Source organism: Altibacter lentus (assembly GCF_000746845.1).
Taxonomy (GTDB): Bacteria; Bacteroidota; Bacteroidia; order Flavobacteriales; family Flavobacteriaceae; genus Altibacter; species Altibacter lentus.
The window spans coordinates 2,378,035-2,396,624 of record NZ_KN050846.1; the positions used below are offsets into that span (position 1 = coordinate 2,378,035).

The window sequence follows — 18,590 nt, forward strand, 5'->3', positions numbered from 1 at the left end:
TTAACGTGAATGGAATTTAAGTATATAATAGAAATCTGTGTCGCTATCGACATCGCAATCTTGGGTATTGCCTATCCGATAATCGTGGATAAAATATCCAATATAGGCAATAAGTTTTCATCAAACTATCTGGCTAATGCTTTTGAAAATGAATTTCCGCAGACAAAACTCTTTGGAATATTTCCCGGAAGGTCAAGAAGAATAACAGTATTTGAATGGGTTTTGTTTTTTACAATAGGCTCATTTATATTCTTAATATTAGACCTTGAACCTCTTTTTTGGAAGGATAGCTGGATGATGCAAAAATCAGCAAAACTTCTAACGCTATTTTTGACAGTTTTACTGGTGGTCATTTTTATTATTTGGCTAGATAAGGTTTCACTTTATAATGGCAAATCTACACGTTTGCTTACTTATATTATTTCCGAATACCGAAAACTCAAAAAAGACCAAGATGATGAATACCATTTCAAGATTATCAATGAACTGGCAATATTCGCAATTAGAACACAGGATAAAGGCCTGGAAGAAACATTGGTTGACTTCTACACGGAAGAATTCAATAATTACCGGGCGAACTTCATACGACCAAGAGAAGCAGAAAGGCCTGATGGATTTGAAAATTTTAAGGTTGAGTTTAATCACGAATTCCACTATGGTATCAGGGAAATAATCAGAGAAGTAGTAAAAGGTAGAAATGAAGACTTACAAAGTCTTGAATATTTTGTTGTAAGTGGCGTCTGGTTGATGGGACAAGGCATCTTTGAAACACCAATTTCAAATGAAACCTATAAAGAACTTTGGAGGAATGTTGTACTCATATCAAACAACGCCAAATTTGTAGGTAATTATTGGGGTACGGCACATCAATATTATAGTTTCGGCTTGCAGAGGGTCTATGGCACAAATTATAACTTTGAAACTCGCCAATACGATAATCAGTCATTAATTGATAAAAGAGATAATGAAAGAAAACGTTTTTTTGAGTTTCACTTGGCATTAGGTGGCTTATTGATATATCAGAAAAACTATGAAGCCATAAAAACCCTGTTTACATATACACAACATCAGCCACCTAAATATGTTCTGCTGCCTAACACTATGACAGAGATTTTTACTTGGTTCAGTAGTTTTAAAGACGAATTTGGTAGAGGATATTACCCTATCGATTTATCATATCCTTTCCCAGGATTGGATAATTTAGGAAACAGAAGGCGTGTGACTTTTTACATCTGCCAATATTTAGTGTTGCTTTTTCTACGGCAATTTAAATTGCCTGAACATTATACCTATGATAATTTCACAGGTCAACCTACTTTGCCTCAAACCGAAGTGTTAGAGTTATTACGTTGGCAAGAATCCATCCATTATTTCAGATTCTGTTTGAAAAAGGTGTTGAAAGATAAAAATCTCTTAAAGACAATATGATATGAAAAAGAAAGAGATAAAAAAGTTAAAAACGAAGACATCAAAATTTATTGATGTTCTCGAAACATCTATTGAAGAGGCTATTGAAGCTGCAAGATTGAATGCAGATATAGATTATGATAAAGAATGGGGTTTTCTTATAAATTCTAAAGATGCTATCGTTAAAGCGCTAGAAAAATTTGATAGCATCCAGAATGCTGCGAAGAGTTTTAACGGAGAACCTACTATTTCCTTCGGTGTAAATGGTACTATGAATTTGTTTCAAAAATCTGCATTTACAACTGGAGACATTCCACATCTCAATGCAGACACGATATTGTCCCAACAGATAGTGTATCAAAACATTAATTATTACATTCCTAATGCGTTCTTATCGGCTAGAAAAAAGCGGTATCTTATTCGTAAAGAAGACTTGGTAAAAGGTATTGAAAAATTAGGTTTCGATGCTGATAGAGATGTTATGGTAGCAATGAATCTAAATATCTACGGGATAGATGATTTTAATAAAATTGAGGATAATATTATTAGGATTCCATCTACAGGGCTCAAAAATGTACTATTCATTTTACCAAAAACTGATTTGCCTATCCTTAAACATAAAGAACTAGAGATTACCGAACAACAAGAACATCAGCTGGGTATATTAGATGACAATAGAAAAATCTATGGCTCTTTAATCGATTTAACACAGGATAGTAATTCGAGACATAGAGAAAAATGGAAAAATTCAAATATCGATTTTGCTACAGATTTAAAGGTGCAACTTACCATAGCCTTTATTACGGAAGTTGTTTGGAAAACTAATGCTAATGTTGTTCAAATTAATGTTGAAACGTCATTAAAGGAACAGGGAATCGTAAACGAACTGTCTGATATAGAAAAACTAGTGCCAAAGAAAGAAACTAATGATTAAATTCAGAAACCCATATCACATAGAGCCACCTGGCGCTTTGCGCGAAATATTATCTCATCCTGTAAACGAAACTGAAGCAATAGAACTTGTAGTATTTCAAGAACATCGTTATGCATTTTTCTATTGGAACAAATGGATGCGTAAGAACAAAAGTAGCAACCCACCCTGTTTAGTTTCATTAGATTGGCACCAAGATTTATGCTATCCTTGTGAAACAGAAAAAGAATGGCTAGATGAACTGGACTTAACGAGTGATGCCGATGTTTCAATGTTTTCTTGGGCTAAACTTGCTGGCAATAACGATGGTCATATTCTATGTGCGGCCTATCTCAATTTGATTGGAGATATATACGTGCATTGTAGACAAGAATTAGGTCAAGATACTTGGAAAGATGAAGAACTGATTGATGCCAATGGAAACAAGCATATAGTCAAAAAGTTTAAAACACATCAAGCCTTACAGGATGCTCTATTGAATTCTTCGGAAACATCAGTGTTTTTTGATATTGACTTGGATTTCTTTTCAGTAAAGAATGGCTTAAGTGATGGCTCTTTTGAATTCACTTATTTAAAAGAAGAAGAAATTAGAAAAATGTTAGACAAGGATAATCCATTGATAAATTGGATTTTTGAACGTATAAAAAGTTTTACAATTGCTACAGAACCAGAACATTGCGGTGGCCTTTTAAGAAGCAATAAGTTTCTCGATTTGATAAGCGAAATCTATTTCAGTCCAGACTTATTTGCACCTAAATGTAATTGGAAATGGAAACCAAAATATTAATTTGAGCTTAAATGGAAAAACTGACAGAAAATAAAACTATAGAATTATTGATGCCTCATTTAGTTCAACAGGGCTATCAAATAGAGAGTTTTTGTATAGGTCAAACAAGAGGATACGATATTGTGGCCAAAAGAAAAAGTGAAAAATTGTATATTGAAGTTAAAGGTGCAAAAGCACATAAAGATTCGCCAACAAAAAGAAGGGACTATTTCAACTCTGGACAGATTAAGACTCATTTGGGTAAAGCAATCATCAAATGTTTAGAAACTAAAGTAGCGTTTCCAAATGCAAAAATTGCCATTGCACATCCTGAAGATGAACAAATACGAAAAACAATAACAAATATTATTCCTGAGCTTAATAAGATTGGAATACTTCATTATTGGGTTAATGCTAACGGAACTGTAACACTTGAAAAATAATTATTTGTGAATTCAGAAACCTATAATTTTAAATTAAGCGCTTTATTTCATTTTTTGAACGAAAACAGGGATTACAATAAAAAAGTTCAATCAAACTCTTACAACTTATTTTTATCACCTTTTGATTCGGTCGAAGATAGATTGTATTCAGTTTTATATCACGTAGCAAATACGCAAAGTCAACCAAGAATTGATGTACTTGCACCTTTTTTTCAAAAAGTATATTCAAATAAATCGAAGCTTCATAGTTTTAGGTCTTTCATCGATTTTCTAACAGGAAATGAAAACAGTGTCCATAACTATGAATCACTTTACTATGGGATGCTGGGACAAGCCGGTTGGGGCAATAAAACATCCGCATTATTTGCCAAAACCATTTATCATTTGCATAATGGAAAGTATGGATATCAAAATGTATTATGGGAAGATGCACCAAAAGTTATAGACATTAAGGATAGAATTTTCTTACCTGTCGATGCGGTAATTGAAGCAATTTTTTATCGTATTGACCCATCTATTAAATGGAATTTTCACAAAATAAATAAACTTCTACAGGATAATTATTCTTCTGAAGAAATGGAAGTTTGGGATGACCTTTGGTTTTGGGGTTTTATAAATCAACGTGGTTCAGGATTGAACAGAGAGTTTATTTGGAACGAGGCAAAATATTGGGCACTTCTCGAAACTGTAAAAGATGAAGCATCAATCAATAAAATAAAAGATGTATCAACGGGGTTTCTAAAAATCTTTGATAACAAATAATTCTTAACCCACTCAGCACATTCCCCTACATTCCACGCCTGCCTGCTGAAAAAAGCAGGCAACCACTTCATTTTGGGAAAAGAGCTTCACTACAAATATCTTGGACACAATCCCCAATTCGAGCTTTCCATTCCGTTAACCCTTTCCGCTTGGCTGGGAAGTTTAGCCTGTCCTGAGCTCAGTCGAAGGGCTACATTCCCGAGCCGAAATTGTGAATTAAGTCCGCTTTTCAATCTTAACTAAATCAGCATTTGATTTTAATCGAAACTAAGTATGCAAGATAATATTACCTTTATAGCATATATAATAGTTCCAGCCTTAATAGTCATTGCAACAGTTAACTTACATAAACGAAAAATTTAAAATTCCAAAAATTGGAAAAATACCATTGTATCTATTGATTGTTGTCCTTGTTTTTTTATTAGCAGTATTGCAAGATTATATTTACAGCAGAATACAAAACACAGGATTTTACTTATCGGAATCATCGCTCTACAATACGTTTTGGATTTTTTTCGTTCCGCTTACCATTTTGATAAACAGATTGATAAAAATTATTAACCCTAAAAACAGATTGGTCAAATTACCATTCAATTTAGGAATTGGAATAACTTTTAGCTTTCTGCATTTAGTGTTTTTCGCGTCATTATTTGTACTAATTAGTAGTTTGGTATTTACACCAACGCATCGATTTTCAAATATTTTCAATAGTGCGTTTTCTAATCAATTCTATATCGCATTATTGTGGTATACTATTTTTCCTGCAATTTATATTTCAAAATACAAACCGACCTATTCAAAAAAACCGTATTCAGATAAAATAAAGTTAAAAATCGGTTCAAAAATTTTAAGTGTTTCAACTTCAACCATACAATGTATTACGACTGACAAACCCTATTCCATTGTTCACGCAAACGACAAAAAATTTTTAGACAATAAAAGCCTAAAAGAATTTGAAACTGTACTCGACCCAACTTTTTTTTTAAGAGTGCATCGTTCATCAATCGTTAACGCAACTTTCGTCAAAGAACTAAAATCGAGAAACAATGGCGATTATGACGCAACACTTAAAAACGGTCAAGTAATTCGGTTGAGCAGACATTTCAGGAATAATTGGAAACAGTTCATCCAGTAAGCTATTTATTCACACCACATAGGCAATTTGTCGCAAAATATGGTTTTAACAACCATATCAATTCCTACATTTATTAGAAAATATTGTAAATGATACGAATTCTTAAAATTTTCTTTATGCTGTTGGCTTGTATAAATTTAACAAGTTGTAACAGCCAAAACACCAAAAAAGAGACAGAAACTTTAAGTGATGATTTTGATAAATCAATGCCATTTTATTACAAGATGCCAAAAAACTTGTCCGCAACCGATACAAGTCCTGCATTTAAAGAAAAAGGAAAGAAAATTTTGCTTACAGGTACAGTTTACCAAATAGATGGTAAAACACCAGCTTCTAACGTAATTCTGTACTACTATCAAACCAATACAAAGGGAATTTATGCTACAAAAGAAAGTGAAGAAAGGAATATGCCTAAAAACAAATTAGGACATACCCACGGTTACATCAGAGGTTGGTTGAAAACGGATGAACAGGGCAACTATTCAATCTATACAATACAACCTGAAACTTACCCAAGCAGAGACCAACCTGCACACGTTCATATTACTGTAAAGGAAAAAAATATGAACGAACCTTATTACATAGACGATTTTGTATTTGACAATGACCGCCTTCTAACAACTCAATGGAGAAAGAGTATGGAAAATCGTGGAGGAAGTGGTGTAATTCGATTTGTTCAAAAAGATAGTTTGTGGGTTGGCGAACGAAATATCTATTTAGGCTTAAATATTCCTGATTATCCACTAAAAAAAACTAATCAGAAAAGTTCCGGCAAAAACATTGGCGAAGATATTATTTCCTTCACACCGTTTCACGCATACGGACCAGACAAAGGCACAAAAACCTGTCCGATTTGCAAGTATGGTTGGTATCACGGAATTCTATATTTTGTAGGTAACAATCCAAATTGGAACGAAATAAAAGATTGGCTTACATTTTTAGAGACGGAAAGCCAAAAGAGAGAGGAGTACCTAAAAGTATACTTTGTTTATGGTAACGAAAATAATTACAACAAAAATAATAGAATACGAGAATTGGAAAAAATTGGAACTGAACTCGACCTAAAAAAAGTTGCCTTGACTTTTGTTCCTTCTTTTATGGACAAAACTTCAGAAGTGCATTTAAATAAGATTGACCCAAACGTGGACAACACTTTTTTTATTTACAAACGTAGTAATATAATAGACAAATACGTTGACCTTAGACCAAATCAAGAGAATTTTGAGAGATTTTCCGAAATACTTGACAAATCTGCGAACGAATATTTTAAACTTTCAAAAGGCAGAAATGAATAGTAACATTCAAAAATTCGGACATCTTTTAATACTTCTCAATCTATTGATAAGTTGTAATTCCAACAAATCCATTTCTGAATTATCCCTAACACAAAAAGCGGAAATTAAAGAACAAATTAAAAAAGAAATTGAAGAGGGTATTAAAGCTACAAGGACAAAAAACATAGAATTGTATATGAGCCAATTACCAAATGATTTAATATTGATAGACGAAAATGGAAAGTTAATTTCAAAGGAACAACAGAGAGAGAATACATTAAGAGATTGGGCGATTATTGATACCACATTAAATATTGAAATGAAAATTGATAGCATTCGTTTTCTAAAAAAAGACAGCGTTATCGTATTCACTTCTCAAAGTTGGGAGAGAATGATGTTTCAAAGAGATGGTATTAAGACTGACACAGTATTAACAACTCAAAAACATCGTGAAACTTGGAAGAGGAATGATATTGGTTGGTTTGGATACTATATTGAAGAACTTGGTGGAACAATACTCATAAATGGAAAAGAATATAATCCCGAATAAAGCAAGCGTACAACAAGGAATATAATTGAGAAATTATCGTCCGATTGGGTTAAAGCCAAAAAAGTCGAATTTCCTGTATTTCTGAGACTTGGGAGAATAAAGCCAGCGACTAACAATTCTAATCCAATTTAAATTTTCTTCAAAAAAAAGTTTTTGTTTTAGAAACCACTCAGCACATTCCCCTACATTCCGTGCTTGCCTTCTGAAAAAGCAGCCTACCACTTCATTTCGGGAAAAGAGCTTCACTACACTAGTCTTGGACACAATCCCCAATTTCGGCTTTCCATTCCGTTAACCCTTCCCGCTGCTCTGGGAAGGGACACTTCATTCCCGAGCCAAAATTGTGAATAGAGTCCGCTTTTCTCATCGGAAAGCCATCACTTCGGTTTTCTTAACAGGATTTTCGGCGCGGTCTTCTTGAGCCTTCACTCTAAAATCCCTAAAAACCAAACCGCTGCCTTGCACATTTTAAGGGGTTTATAATGGATAAAGCCTTTGTTGTTTTTCGGGTCGTCGAAAAACAGGCACGACATAACCAACTCTAGATTAAACCCAGCTACTTATTTCGCTTAACTGTCGGTACGCTCAAACGCAACTGCGTTTAAAGAATTGCTAATGCCCTTATGGAACTTGTCAAGACCGTGGCAAGTTTTAGTGAAAAATAAGGTATCTACTTCCTTGAATCCCGCAAAAAAAAGCGGGATTGCTACGTCGCAAACACACCTGATTTATTCCCTAAAAGTCTTGACAAAACCCACTCTATCCATTGTGCGGTGCACGAAAGAAAAGAACAAACACCCCTTAAAATTTAATCTGAATTGAAAAGGGAAATATTAATCAAGCCTGTAAAGGGCATTTAAAACCATTTAGTTATGAGTACTATTAGAAATCACGTACAGTTAATCGGAAACGTTGGACAAGAGCCAACCATTACGAACCTTGAAAGCGGTAAGAAAGTAGCCCGCTTCTCACTCGCCACGAACGAGTATTACAAAGACAGCAAAGGCGAAAAGCAAACGGACACCAACTGGCATACCGTTGTGGCTTGGGGCAAGACCGCTGAAATTGTAGAGAAGTATGTTGCTAAAGGAAAAGAAGTTGGAATATCGGGTAAACTAAAAACCCGAAGCTACACAACCGATGATAATGAACAACGCTATGTTACGGAAGTAGTAGCCGATGAAATCTTATTGTTAGGAAGTAAAAGCGATAAGTAAACCTAAAATGAAAGAGGGCGTAACGGTCGAAAGATGCGCCCTCTTTTTTTTTCATTCACACATTAATCATATGCACAATGAAAGCACAAGTTAACGAAATAAAAATAAGTTATGAAGGTGGTGTCAAATCCAAAGATTGGGTTCAGATTTCATCCTCTGCGCAAGCTGCAGAAGTCCTTTTTCAAAACTGGGATAAACGTACAATGGAATTACAAGAGACGTTTAAAATTGTACTCTTGAATAACAGCAATAAAGTGAAAGGTATTTGCCAAATTTCACAAGGTGGAATTGCAGGAACTTTAGTGGATATGCGCATCCTATTTGCAACTGTATTAAAATCACTTTCGGTAGGTTTGATATTAGCACATAATCATCCAAGCGGTAAGTTGGAACCAAGTAAAGCAGATATAAAATTGACAAACAAAATCAAAAAAGCTGCATCTGTTTTTGACATCCGATTGTTAGACCACTTGATTTTTGCACCCGATGGGGATTACTATAGTTTTTCTGACAATGGAATTCTGTAAAATTTACAGCTATGATATATCTCAATTTTACAGACTTGAGCCAAGAAGCTCAAAACCGATTTTTGGAAACGTCCAAAGAAGATGTGAAACGAAAATTTGGGGATAGCATTCGCAAATACGTAAAAGAAAATTATGGCTGTTTTGAAACGATGATTGAAGAAGAAGCACTTCGGAATTTATATTCTTACACCTATGTGTTCAATATATAGTCTTGAATAGATTGAAAGACCAAGCATTTTTTAAATTGAAGTGCTTGGTTTTTATTTAGTAAACTTTGAAACTAGACACTTCAATCATTTACTTTTTGCATTATCCTATTTTTTGATGTCAAATGTCAGTACTTGGCACCAACTGCCGTTTTTGTCTTAACAGTATAAAAACTAACTTCTTAAAGCTGAAAAACAGCACACTATAACCACAGCTATCTATGCTCTTTTCTGTTTTAAATAGTTGATTATATCAAAATTTGGTTTTGCGTGAAAAATCCTACAAAACATTTTGATATCATTTTTTGGGGTTGATTTCATCAATTTAAGTGAGAATAAATGTCATTTATAACGAAAACTGTAGCGTAACATTAGATAGGTTACCTAAAAAGTGTATTGACGGAATTATCACATCACCACCCTATAATATAAATACGGAAAGAAGCGACTGTTATTACAATAATGGATATTCTAATATTGACGGATTAAGCGAAGCAGAATATCTTAAATTAAGGACGGAAGAATTTACAAAATTCTCAAAAGTACTGAAAGATAAAGGGGTTATTTGTTACAACATTTCTTACTCAAAAGAGAATCCCATTTTACCGACACTTTTGGTTTCTAAAATCCACAATGAAACCAATTTGACAATTGCAGATATAATTTGCTGGAAAAAATCAAATGCCATTCCTTTTCAAACCTCACCAACAAAATTAAGTAGGTTAACAGAACTAATCTACGTCTTTGTAAAGAAATCCTATTTGCATACATTTAGAACCAATAAAAAAATAAGTAAGGTAAATGGAAAGACGGGACAAAGATTTTTCAAAAATTACACGAACTATATCGAAGCAAAAAATAATGATGGCTATAGGTCAAATTTAAAGGCAGCATACTCAAAAGATTTATGCCATCAACTGATTAATATCTATTTCCCCGAAGGCAGTCTCATCTATGACCCATTCTCTGGAATCGGAACCACGCAACTCAGTTGTATTGAAAGCCATTGTAATTTTATCGGTAGTGAATTGATGAAAGAACATTATGATATATCCATAAGTAGGCTTGAGAAAAAGGGTTTGATATTTCATTCTTAAACTTTAAATCATTTACAATATAGGTTATACATTCATCTAAAATTTCAGGGATGTTTTTGTGTGTAATTTAACCTACATCAAAAAAAATCACTATCTTTATTTTGCTGAAATTCAGCATTCAAATTAAAGTAAGGCTATCCACTTTTCGACTTTCGCCGATAGCCTTACACATCGAAAAATAACATATCGGAAAATCATTTTCCTTGAAAATGGCAATCGGCTTTTTAGCCGGATTGTATGGATTTTTGTCACGCTTGCGCGTGACGAAAAGGAATAGCAAGAGGGTAACGGGCTGCGCCGCGTTACATATTCCATTTTCGTTTTAATCCATTGATTTTTAATTACTTAAAAATTAACAGGATTTAAAAGTTCCAACAATTTGCGTCAAATGGTCTTGGAACACCAGTAAATAGGGATGGATTTACGTCAAATCTTTAAAAAAGCGAAAGGAAATGGATTCATTCATCACTATCAGGTTCAAACGAAAAACGGCCAAGCGGTTTCAGGAATTTTCCAAAATGCACTTTAAAACGCACACCGAAGCGATGGAAAACATCCTTGATTTTTTCCTCTATAACGAGATTTCCCCAAAGGAAAAGTTGGGACCAACCGGACGAACTATCGAAGCTAAATTGCTCAAAAGAATCAATGCGGTCATCGCCATAATGCGTGATGTAGAAAAGACCCAAACCAAACCTACGGTCGCTATGTTGCAATCCCTTTTTGTGATGGAAGAACCCAACAAAAAACCATTGATTGTTGAAAAGAAATATGCCGAAGAAAAGAAAGAAGTACGCCTGCCTGCCGGCGAGGCAGGCTTTCGAGAGAAGCCAAATCTAAAAAACGAACTCTAATATTCGAGCTATGTACATCACAATAACACCCCAAAAAATGGGCGGTAATTTTTCCAAAAGTTCGGCAGATTTTGTTGGGTATTTAGAGAAAGAAAATCAAGGTTTGGAACAACAGGATATGGAACATTTTTTCAATCAATACGGCGATGAGATTTCTGCTGAGGAAGTCATTAGGGAAATCGATGGGAATACCGCAAAACTGGAAAAACACGAACCAAGATTCTATTCAATTACCGTGAGTCCATCAAAATATGAATTGCAAAAACTTCAGAACAGTAGCGAAGATTTAAAGAGATATACCCGTGAGCTGATGAAAGATTATGTGGCATCCTTCAATAGGGAAATCAAAGGGCGACCGGTTAACATCGATGATATAAAGTACTATGCAAAAATAGAGCATCAACGCACCTTCAAGGGGACAGATTTTCAGGTAAAAGAGAACCAACCGTATGCCACGAAAATTCTTCAGCTCAAAACGGAAATCCGAAATATCCAAGAAGGAAGAGCTGAAGGAAATATTAAAAGGATGAAAAAGGAAATCGCCAAACTGGAAAGCCAAGCGCCCCACCAACAAAACGGAAAACGGATTGTCCAGGGAATGCAAAAAGATGGTAACCAAAGCCACATCCATATTATCGTGAGCCGTAAGGATGCGTCCAACAGATTCAGCTTATCGCCCGGAAGCAAATACAAGGCATCCGACGTGAAGTTGAATGGGCAAACCGTAAAACGAGGATTTGACCGAGACAAGTTTTTTGAAAGAGCAGAAAAAACATTCGATAAGACTTTCGGCTATAAACGAAACTTTGCTGAGACCTACAAAGCCCGAAAGGATTTTGTGAAGAATCCCAATCTTTATTTCGCTGCCTTGATGAAATTGCCAGCCAACGAAAAGGCATTGGCGTTTAAAATGATAGCAAAAACAGGATTGCCGATAGCGCCAAATATTCCAGTTAGTCAAACACAGATTGCACTTCGAGTTCTTAAACGGTTGAGACGTGGTGCTGAAATCGCAATTAAATCAAGTTCCATCGGAATCTAATCGTTATGCAAATAGATAACCTCATAACGACACTTTCAATTATTGGTCTGGCCAGTATTGTTTTCTATGCGATGTTTCGGGTTACTCGATATGCATTCATCAGTAATTTTCTCGTGCTTGGTGCGATGGTATTTTATTTAAACGAGGAAAACGCATTGACTCTTATTGCCCTCTATCTGGTTTGCCCTCTTATATTAATTAACATAGGAATGTATGTTTTTCTACATAAGACGGACAAGCCGATAAATGGCGATAGCAAATATCAGGTCAGCTTTTCTACCACTAAGGGCAATTTCAAATTGGATAATATCAAACGGGGTGCATCCATCATCGGTTCTGCCGGAAGTGGAAAGACCGAAAGTGTTGTGTATGGATTTCTGAAACACTTTCGGAAAGAGAACTTCTGTGGAATTATCCACGACTATAAAGATTTTGAACTGACCGAAATGGCGTACCCACTTTTCAGAGATAGTGATATCCCGTTTAAGGTCATTTCCTTTGATAAAATCATCCACAGGGTAAATCCTATCTCGCCAAACTATTTAGAGAATGAGGAAAGCGTAAACGAAGTGTCAAGGGTGTTAATCGAGAACCTATTAGAGCAAAGAGAAAGTGGTACGACCGGCACGACAAAATTTTTCAATGATGCAGCTGAGGGTTTGATTGGTGGGTTGATTTGGAAACTGAAAACTACCTATCCACAATTCTGTACACTTCCCCATTTAATTGCCATTTACCAATATCTGGACACGGACAGCCTTATCCAATTCTTGGAAACCAATACCACATCGAGGGCAATGGCAGATGCTTTTATAAGTGGAAAGGATTCCGACAGACAGACAGCAGGCGTAAAAAGCACGCTGGCCAATGCGCTAAAGCGTATCAGTACACAACAAATTTTTATGGCATTGTCGGCAGACGAAGTGCCATTGAATATCAATAATGAAGCAAATCCTGCTGTAATCTCTATCGTAAACAATCCCAAATTTGAGACGTCCTATTCGCCAGTAATTGCGACCATCATACACACCATTACCAAGCAAATGAGTGTACGGAACAGCAAGCCTTCCTTTCTTTTAATGGAAGAAGCACCAACCATCCGATTGTTAAATATGCACCGCATTCCAGCGACTTTACGAAGCTATGACATTGCCACCATCTACGTGATGCAGGACAAAATCCAGAATGATATGATGTATGGCGACAAGGCAAGCAAAGCGATTCTCAGTAATTTATCCTATCAATTTTTCGGAAAGGTCAATGACCCGGACACCGCTAAATATTACGAACGCTTTTTTGAAATCATCAAGGATCCTACAAAAAGCATAAGTCGTGGACATAATCTTGATTTTGACACACGGATTACAACAGGCGAAAAGGAAATTCCGAAGATTAGGGCTGATGTTTTCTTCAGGTTAAAGCAGGGCGAGTTTATTACGTATGCTGATGGAAAGGATAAAAAGGTGCTGTTCAAATTACCGAGTTTTAAACGAGAACTTCCAAAAGAATCCAACCAATTTTCTCGGGTAGATTTGGCAGCCAATTTTGAAAAAATTTACAGTGATGTAAAGTCTATATTTAGTTAACCAAAAGAGTGGTCCTATAAATCTAAATTATGATTTACTTTCTTGATAGGATAATGTTATATTTATCTTGGGTAAAATGAGTTTTAAAACGTGCAATATATTAATGCTTTAAATGAAAATAGACAACGCTGAAGAAATACAAAACCTAACAGAAATTATTGAAGATTTATGTAAAAAACATCACTTAACAATTGAAATCGCTGAAGACAATTACTTTAGGATATTTACAGATCAATCCTCTGGTATAACACTTTTCCTTCAATTAGATGAAAATTATAATTTATCATTTTATTTTCTTCAAAGAACATACGATGTTTTTTATGCAGGTGACAGATCCGATGCGCACGTTATTTTAAGCCTAATGTTTACTTCTTTTTTGAGATTCTATAAAACAGGAATCTCTTGTGAGCAATTTGACATAGGTCATCCGGTTGTACCTGATGAAATTTGGGGAAGGTATTTGGTACCTGTCCAAGTTCCAATTTTACACGGAATTTCAACTGCCGAACAACTCTTTGAGGTTGTCAAGGAAATAATAAAAATGGTCGCATTTTGGCGAGAAAGCTTATGGTATTTTGCAGGTTGCCCTTGTGATAAATGTATGACTGCTGGAAATATTGATAACTCAAACTATAAATACTCTTTCGAAGATGTTGAGGACATATTTTCACATTTGCATAGTATATCTAGCCGAAATAATTATAGGGATCGTGAACGACCAGAATGGGTATATTTCTATGACATAGAAGAGGAAGTTACGATGATTAAATCCAGTAGTCTCGCAAAGTTTCTCTACGCAACATTAGATTTGTGTACAGATAAAACTGAACAGTTAAAAGGACAGAATGGTACATTTGTGCTAAGCGATAACATAAAAAACTTTGTTCACGATGAGACTAAGTCTGAAATGGACGAATACTTTAAAAAAATTAATGAGAACGGTAAACTAAAAGGATACCCGGTTATCCCTATGGAAAATATGGTCGTTACCGTAATGGAAGATTATATTATTGCATTGGGTAGAATTTGTGGATTTGATGAATATAAAAAAGAGAGAGAAATCATAAGACAGCGCCATAATAGAGAATCTGAACTATTGTTTCCTATATCACAATTTATTTGGAAAGAAAAGGTCTGTCCTGATCAATTCGAGCTATTAGTTAAAGCACTATTGGAACGTGAGCCAAATGTAAAAAGCGTTAGAAGACCGGCGCCCATCAATCAAGGTGATAAAGGAAGAGATTTAATTATTGAGTGGAATGTAATAAATGAATATATGTCCGATACCACACCACCAAAAAAGTTGATAAAAGTTGTAGGGCAATGCAAATCGGGAAAATCTACAATTGGAAAAGGGAAAGTATTGGATATGCGAGATACTGTAGAAACTCATAATTCACAAGGCTTCTTTTTAGCCGTAAACACCCAAATTTCTTCAGCACTTACAGAAAAACTCGAATCGTTACCATCTCAAGGAATTTGGACTTCTTGGTGGAATAGGGATGATATTGAGATGAGACTGTCTAAAAATCAAGATTTAATCCCAATGTTTCCAAATGTACTAACATCTAAAGACCAAGTCAAATTTGTGGATAAGAATAAATAGTTTTATAACGTATCTTTATTCACAACCTTAAGTTTACTTATTTTTTAGGATTTGTAATCAAATAGGTGGTCAAATAGGTGGTCATATTGGTGGTGTAATAGGTGGTGCAATAGGTGGTGTAAAATTGATATTGGGCACATTATAAGTTGATAGGCAGTCATTTATATAACTTACACGAAATTCAGTATAACATTTCAATTTTTTAGACCTATATAGTAAGACTTAAAAATTTTAGTAAATAATTGAGCTTTAGAAACAATCTTAATTATTCATTCTAAATAATCTTTTTGAAGTACTAGCTAAGTTTTTAATACCAATCTTACAATAGTTTGCTTCAATCTCAAAAACAATACAATTTCTGCCGGTTTGTTTACTTGCAATGGCAGTTGAGCAACTTCCGCCAAATGTATCCAATACCAAATCACCTAAATCGGTACTTTTTTCAATTAAATAACTTATCAAATTAACGGGCTTTTCTGTGGGGTGATTATTGTTCTTGGTTTTGGCAGATTTTAAAATATTACAATCACGCTTTCCGTTCAATTTTTTGCTTCCATTACTACAAAATATAATCATCTCATATTTTGGGGCATAGTCGCCTTTTAGGTCACCAGTTCCGTGATTTTCCTTTTCCCATATTAATATATTTTTTATTCTAAATTCTTTTCCAATAAAAAACTTAAAGACTTCCACATTATGCCAAGAGCAAAAAATGTATAGATGTGCCTCGTCTTTACATACACGTTTCAACTCTTTCACCCAATGATTCAACCAATCTAAATTGTTGTCATTGGGCATTCTTTTATGCCGCTTACCTCGTTTATTACTTCTGTAATCGATGCCATAAGGTGGGTCGGTTAGTACCAAGTCTACACTGTTATTAGCGACGGACTTAATTCCGATATTCCAATCTATATTTAGTATTTTTTGCGCCAATTATTTAGATTGAGTTTATTAAAGACAAAGTATAAGTATGACTCTTCAGAATCTTTTGAAAACTGATAATTAATTAGAATAAATCTTTAGTGATTATTTAAAAGGGTCCTTTATCCCTGGGCTTATTGTAAGTGACCTTCCATTGACCATTTTCTTTGACTAATTTGAAAATCCCCAACTTTCCATCAAAAGAGGTTTTATATTTTATCCAGGCAATGTCCCCCTCAATGACTTCATCCAAAATTTCTACCTCGATGTTTTTATCAGAATCAGGCATCATATTTAGAACCGTAATCAAACTGGCATACCCTTCTGATGTGGTATGTTTTTTTAGAACTGATTCATCTTTTGAGAAAAAGCTTTCTGCAACAATCTTGGCAGTTTCTGAAGGCGACATATTCTTGTTTTCTGAACAGGAAATGAATAGAAGTACGAGTGAGCAAATGACGATTTTTTTCATAACAGTATTAATTTGGGTTATTAATATATCTGTGCGATAGTTTCATTTCAATATTTCGTTCGCCGTCCTTTTCATTCAATTCTAAAATTGCCCTACGGTCATTGGATAACGAGAACTTGGGCAACACATAAACGAACAGTACCGTTTGACCTTCTACAATTTTTGAAGCCAGATTATGTTTATAAATTGGCTCTTGATACAAACGTTGTAGCGATTTTCTTTTTCCTTTCTGTCGTGTCTCAATCGAAAGGTTCAAGAAATTCAAATCGTAATCCAAGGTAGAATTATTCTCAATCCGGATAACGAAGTACAGTTCTTCTTTATCAAAAACGATATTCTCAACACTCAAAACAATACCTTCATTTCGCTTTTTGATTCTACCTATACGCTGTTTTCTGTTGAGCAAATACGAGCAGAATTTTTGGTAATAATAGGTTCTTTTATCTACACGCTCTTCAGAGGATTCAGCAAGAATTGAATCGGTTACAATCGGCTTTTCATTCCCGATACTATTGGATGCTGGAATGAAATAATTGAGCTTAGAAAGCTGTTTTTTATACCTTACAATATACGAAAAAATCGAGCCATTTCGGTTGACTACCAGTAAATTACTTTCCTTCCCTGGCTTGGCTTGTAGCAAGCCAAAATACTGTTCTTTCTCACGGTTGTAGGTAAATACAAAATTATCTGAACCGGTTATGCCTTGCCTAATAGGTTCTGGAAAGAAAAGCGCAACATTCTTGGTGTCGTTCGCATAAATGGTATCGAGTACTATAGTTGATTGCGCTGTAGCCTGTGCCGAGCATAGTCGAGGTACGAAAGTGGATATCAGTATTGCTAATATTATAATTTTTGCTCTCATAATTTAGGTTTTAGAATTAATCTGTAATTGTTCAGTACGGTTACTTTTACCCTTCGGTTAGAACGCCTGAAAACTTGTGTAAGTCCGCCAACTTGTGGCACACTCGGAATATTTATGTCCCCAATAACATCATCGAGCACCTCTCTCGTAGCTTCTTCCCTAAAATTGTTCTCAACATAGATGCCCTCGCTACCGTCTTGCAAATCGAATGCTTTGAGTTTGGTGGGATGGTGCTTTATGTTTTCAATCTCAATCAAGGCACGATTGGGCTGAAAACTGATAAAGCCGAAAATCGGTGTGTTCTTTGGCATCAGTTTGCCATTTATGGTAGCAGATTTAGTAAGGCGCATCTGTAATCGGGTATTTGCCTGAACAATTTGGTCGCCATCCACGACTACATAAATCGTTTCATCTGTATTGCCAATAATTGAAACTTCATTGGGCTTAGGATCGGCAGCAAAGAATAGTTGATGTTCCAAGCCCAGTTCCTTAGCTTCAATTTTTTGAGCTCTTTTAACTTCAGCTGAATCCACCTTTGGTACTGTTTGTTGAACATTTCGCCTTTGCCCTAAATTTTCATACAGCTTTTCGGAATACTTAATCTTGCCAGCATCATAGATACTGTCAACAATGCGTTCTTTTTCACGTTCCGGTAAATCTGGGTCGTAAAAGCCCAGGGAATCAATCAGCTTTTCATCATAGATACTGGGTGCGTTGGTTTCACGCACTTCCTTCAGGTCGTTAATCGCATCGAGTTTGGACTCGTATTCCTTCTGGTTTTCTTCCAAATCAGGAACTAAGGTCTGTTGTAGGCCTTCGTTCTCGCTATCGTCATCGCCCATTACCATTACGGAATAGGAAATGAGGAATATGAAAATCACGGCCAATACCGTCGCAAATACTATTTTATTCTTTTCTACTTTCATAAG

Annotated in this window: 20 protein-coding genes; 16 read left to right on the forward strand and 4 right to left on the reverse strand. The window is 35.1% G+C overall.

Features of this window, described 5'->3' with window-relative positions:
- Positions 1-9: 9 nt before the first annotated feature.
- The 16 genes from JS40_RS15490 to JS40_RS11115 all read left to right on the forward strand — a co-directional run bounded on the left by JS40_RS15490 (position 10) and on the right by JS40_RS11115 (position 15,403).
- Positions 10-1,428: a hypothetical protein gene (locus JS40_RS15490; protein ID WP_034260543.1), complete on the forward strand. Its 1,419-nt coding sequence runs from the start codon at positions 10-12 to the stop codon at positions 1,426-1,428.
- A 1-nt stretch (position 1,429) separates the two neighbouring features.
- Complete coding sequence (locus JS40_RS11045) at positions 1,430-2,341, forward strand: hypothetical protein (protein ID WP_034260545.1); 912 nt, start codon at positions 1,430-1,432, stop codon at positions 2,339-2,341.
- The gene (locus JS40_RS11050) at positions 2,334-3,125 is read left to right on the forward strand and encodes a UPF0489 family protein (RefSeq protein ID WP_084677490.1); all 792 of its coding nucleotides are present in this window, start codon (positions 2,334-2,336) and stop codon (positions 3,123-3,125) included. The genes JS40_RS11045 and JS40_RS11050 overlap by 8 nt, the downstream gene beginning before the upstream one ends.
- Before the next feature lie 11 nt (positions 3,126-3,136).
- On the forward strand, positions 3,137-3,547 hold the full coding sequence (locus JS40_RS11055) for a protein NO VEIN domain-containing protein (RefSeq protein ID WP_034260549.1): 411 nt from the start codon (positions 3,137-3,139) through the stop codon (positions 3,545-3,547).
- 6 nt (positions 3,548-3,553) lie between these two features.
- A complete protein-coding gene (locus tag JS40_RS11060; protein ID WP_152558173.1) occupies positions 3,554-4,309 on the forward strand; it encodes a hypothetical protein in 756 nt (251 codons plus the stop codon).
- 631 nt (positions 4,310-4,940) lie between these two features.
- Entirely contained in the window at positions 4,941-5,444 is a 504-nt protein-coding gene (locus tag JS40_RS15675; protein ID WP_394332693.1) for a LytR/AlgR family response regulator transcription factor, read from the forward strand.
- Between the two features lie 89 nt (positions 5,445-5,533).
- Complete coding sequence (locus JS40_RS11070) at positions 5,534-6,739, forward strand: dioxygenase family protein (protein WP_034260553.1); 1,206 nt, start codon at positions 5,534-5,536, stop codon at positions 6,737-6,739.
- Positions 6,732-7,268: a hypothetical protein gene (locus JS40_RS11075; protein WP_034260555.1), complete on the forward strand. Its 537-nt coding sequence runs from the start codon at positions 6,732-6,734 to the stop codon at positions 7,266-7,268. Before JS40_RS11070 ends, JS40_RS11075 begins: the two co-directional genes overlap by 8 nt.
- Before the next feature lie 872 nt (positions 7,269-8,140).
- The gene (locus JS40_RS11080) at positions 8,141-8,485 is read left to right on the forward strand and encodes a single-stranded DNA-binding protein (protein ID WP_034260557.1); all 345 of its coding nucleotides are present in this window, start codon (positions 8,141-8,143) and stop codon (positions 8,483-8,485) included.
- 77 nt (positions 8,486-8,562) lie between these two features.
- Complete coding sequence (locus JS40_RS11085; RefSeq protein ID WP_034260559.1) at positions 8,563-9,012, forward strand: JAB domain-containing protein; 450 nt, start codon at positions 8,563-8,565, stop codon at positions 9,010-9,012.
- Between the two features lie 11 nt (positions 9,013-9,023).
- On the forward strand, positions 9,024-9,221 hold the full coding sequence (locus tag JS40_RS11090; RefSeq protein ID WP_034260561.1) for a hypothetical protein: 198 nt from the start codon (positions 9,024-9,026) through the stop codon (positions 9,219-9,221).
- 326 nt (positions 9,222-9,547) lie between these two features.
- Entirely contained in the window at positions 9,548-10,315 is a 768-nt protein-coding gene (locus JS40_RS11095; RefSeq protein ID WP_034260564.1) for a DNA-methyltransferase, read from the forward strand.
- 452 nt (positions 10,316-10,767) lie between these two features.
- On the forward strand, positions 10,768-11,169 hold the full coding sequence (locus JS40_RS11100; RefSeq protein ID WP_173402306.1) for a BfmA/BtgA family mobilization protein: 402 nt from the start codon (positions 10,768-10,770) through the stop codon (positions 11,167-11,169).
- Between the two features lie 10 nt (positions 11,170-11,179).
- On the forward strand, positions 11,180-12,211 hold the full coding sequence (mobB, locus tag JS40_RS11105) for a MobB family relaxase (protein WP_034260565.1): 1,032 nt from the start codon (positions 11,180-11,182) through the stop codon (positions 12,209-12,211).
- Positions 12,212-12,216: 5 nt separating this feature from the next.
- The gene (locus JS40_RS11110; protein WP_034260567.1) at positions 12,217-13,797 is read left to right on the forward strand and encodes a type IV secretory system conjugative DNA transfer family protein; all 1,581 of its coding nucleotides are present in this window, start codon (positions 12,217-12,219) and stop codon (positions 13,795-13,797) included.
- A gap of 112 nt (positions 13,798-13,909) precedes the next feature.
- Positions 13,910-15,403: a PDDEXK family nuclease gene (locus JS40_RS11115; protein ID WP_034260569.1), complete on the forward strand. Its 1,494-nt coding sequence runs from the start codon at positions 13,910-13,912 to the stop codon at positions 15,401-15,403.
- 261 nt (positions 15,404-15,664) lie between these two features.
- Here the strand turns inward: JS40_RS11115 and JS40_RS11120 are convergent, their stop codons facing one another.
- From JS40_RS11120 to traM, 4 genes are all read right to left on the reverse strand, one after another.
- The gene (locus tag JS40_RS11120; protein ID WP_051957571.1) at positions 15,665-16,339 is read right to left on the reverse strand and encodes a DNA-methyltransferase; all 675 of its coding nucleotides are present in this window, start codon (positions 16,337-16,339) and stop codon (positions 15,665-15,667) included.
- A 97-nt stretch (positions 16,340-16,436) separates the two neighbouring features.
- Positions 16,437-16,799 carry a nuclear transport factor 2 family protein gene (locus tag JS40_RS11125; protein ID WP_034260571.1) on the reverse strand — a complete coding sequence of 121 codons (363 nt, stop codon included), beginning with the start codon at positions 16,797-16,799 and terminating at the stop codon, positions 16,437-16,439.
- A 7-nt stretch (positions 16,800-16,806) separates the two neighbouring features.
- Positions 16,807-17,661: a DUF4138 domain-containing protein gene (locus JS40_RS11130; RefSeq protein ID WP_034260573.1), complete on the reverse strand. Its 855-nt coding sequence runs from the start codon at positions 17,659-17,661 to the stop codon at positions 16,807-16,809.
- Complete coding sequence (gene traM, locus JS40_RS11135; protein WP_034260575.1) at positions 17,658-18,587, reverse strand: conjugative transposon protein TraM; 930 nt, start codon at positions 18,585-18,587, stop codon at positions 17,658-17,660. The genes JS40_RS11130 and traM overlap by 4 nt, the downstream gene beginning before the upstream one ends.
- Between the last annotated feature and the right edge of the window lie 3 nt (positions 18,588-18,590).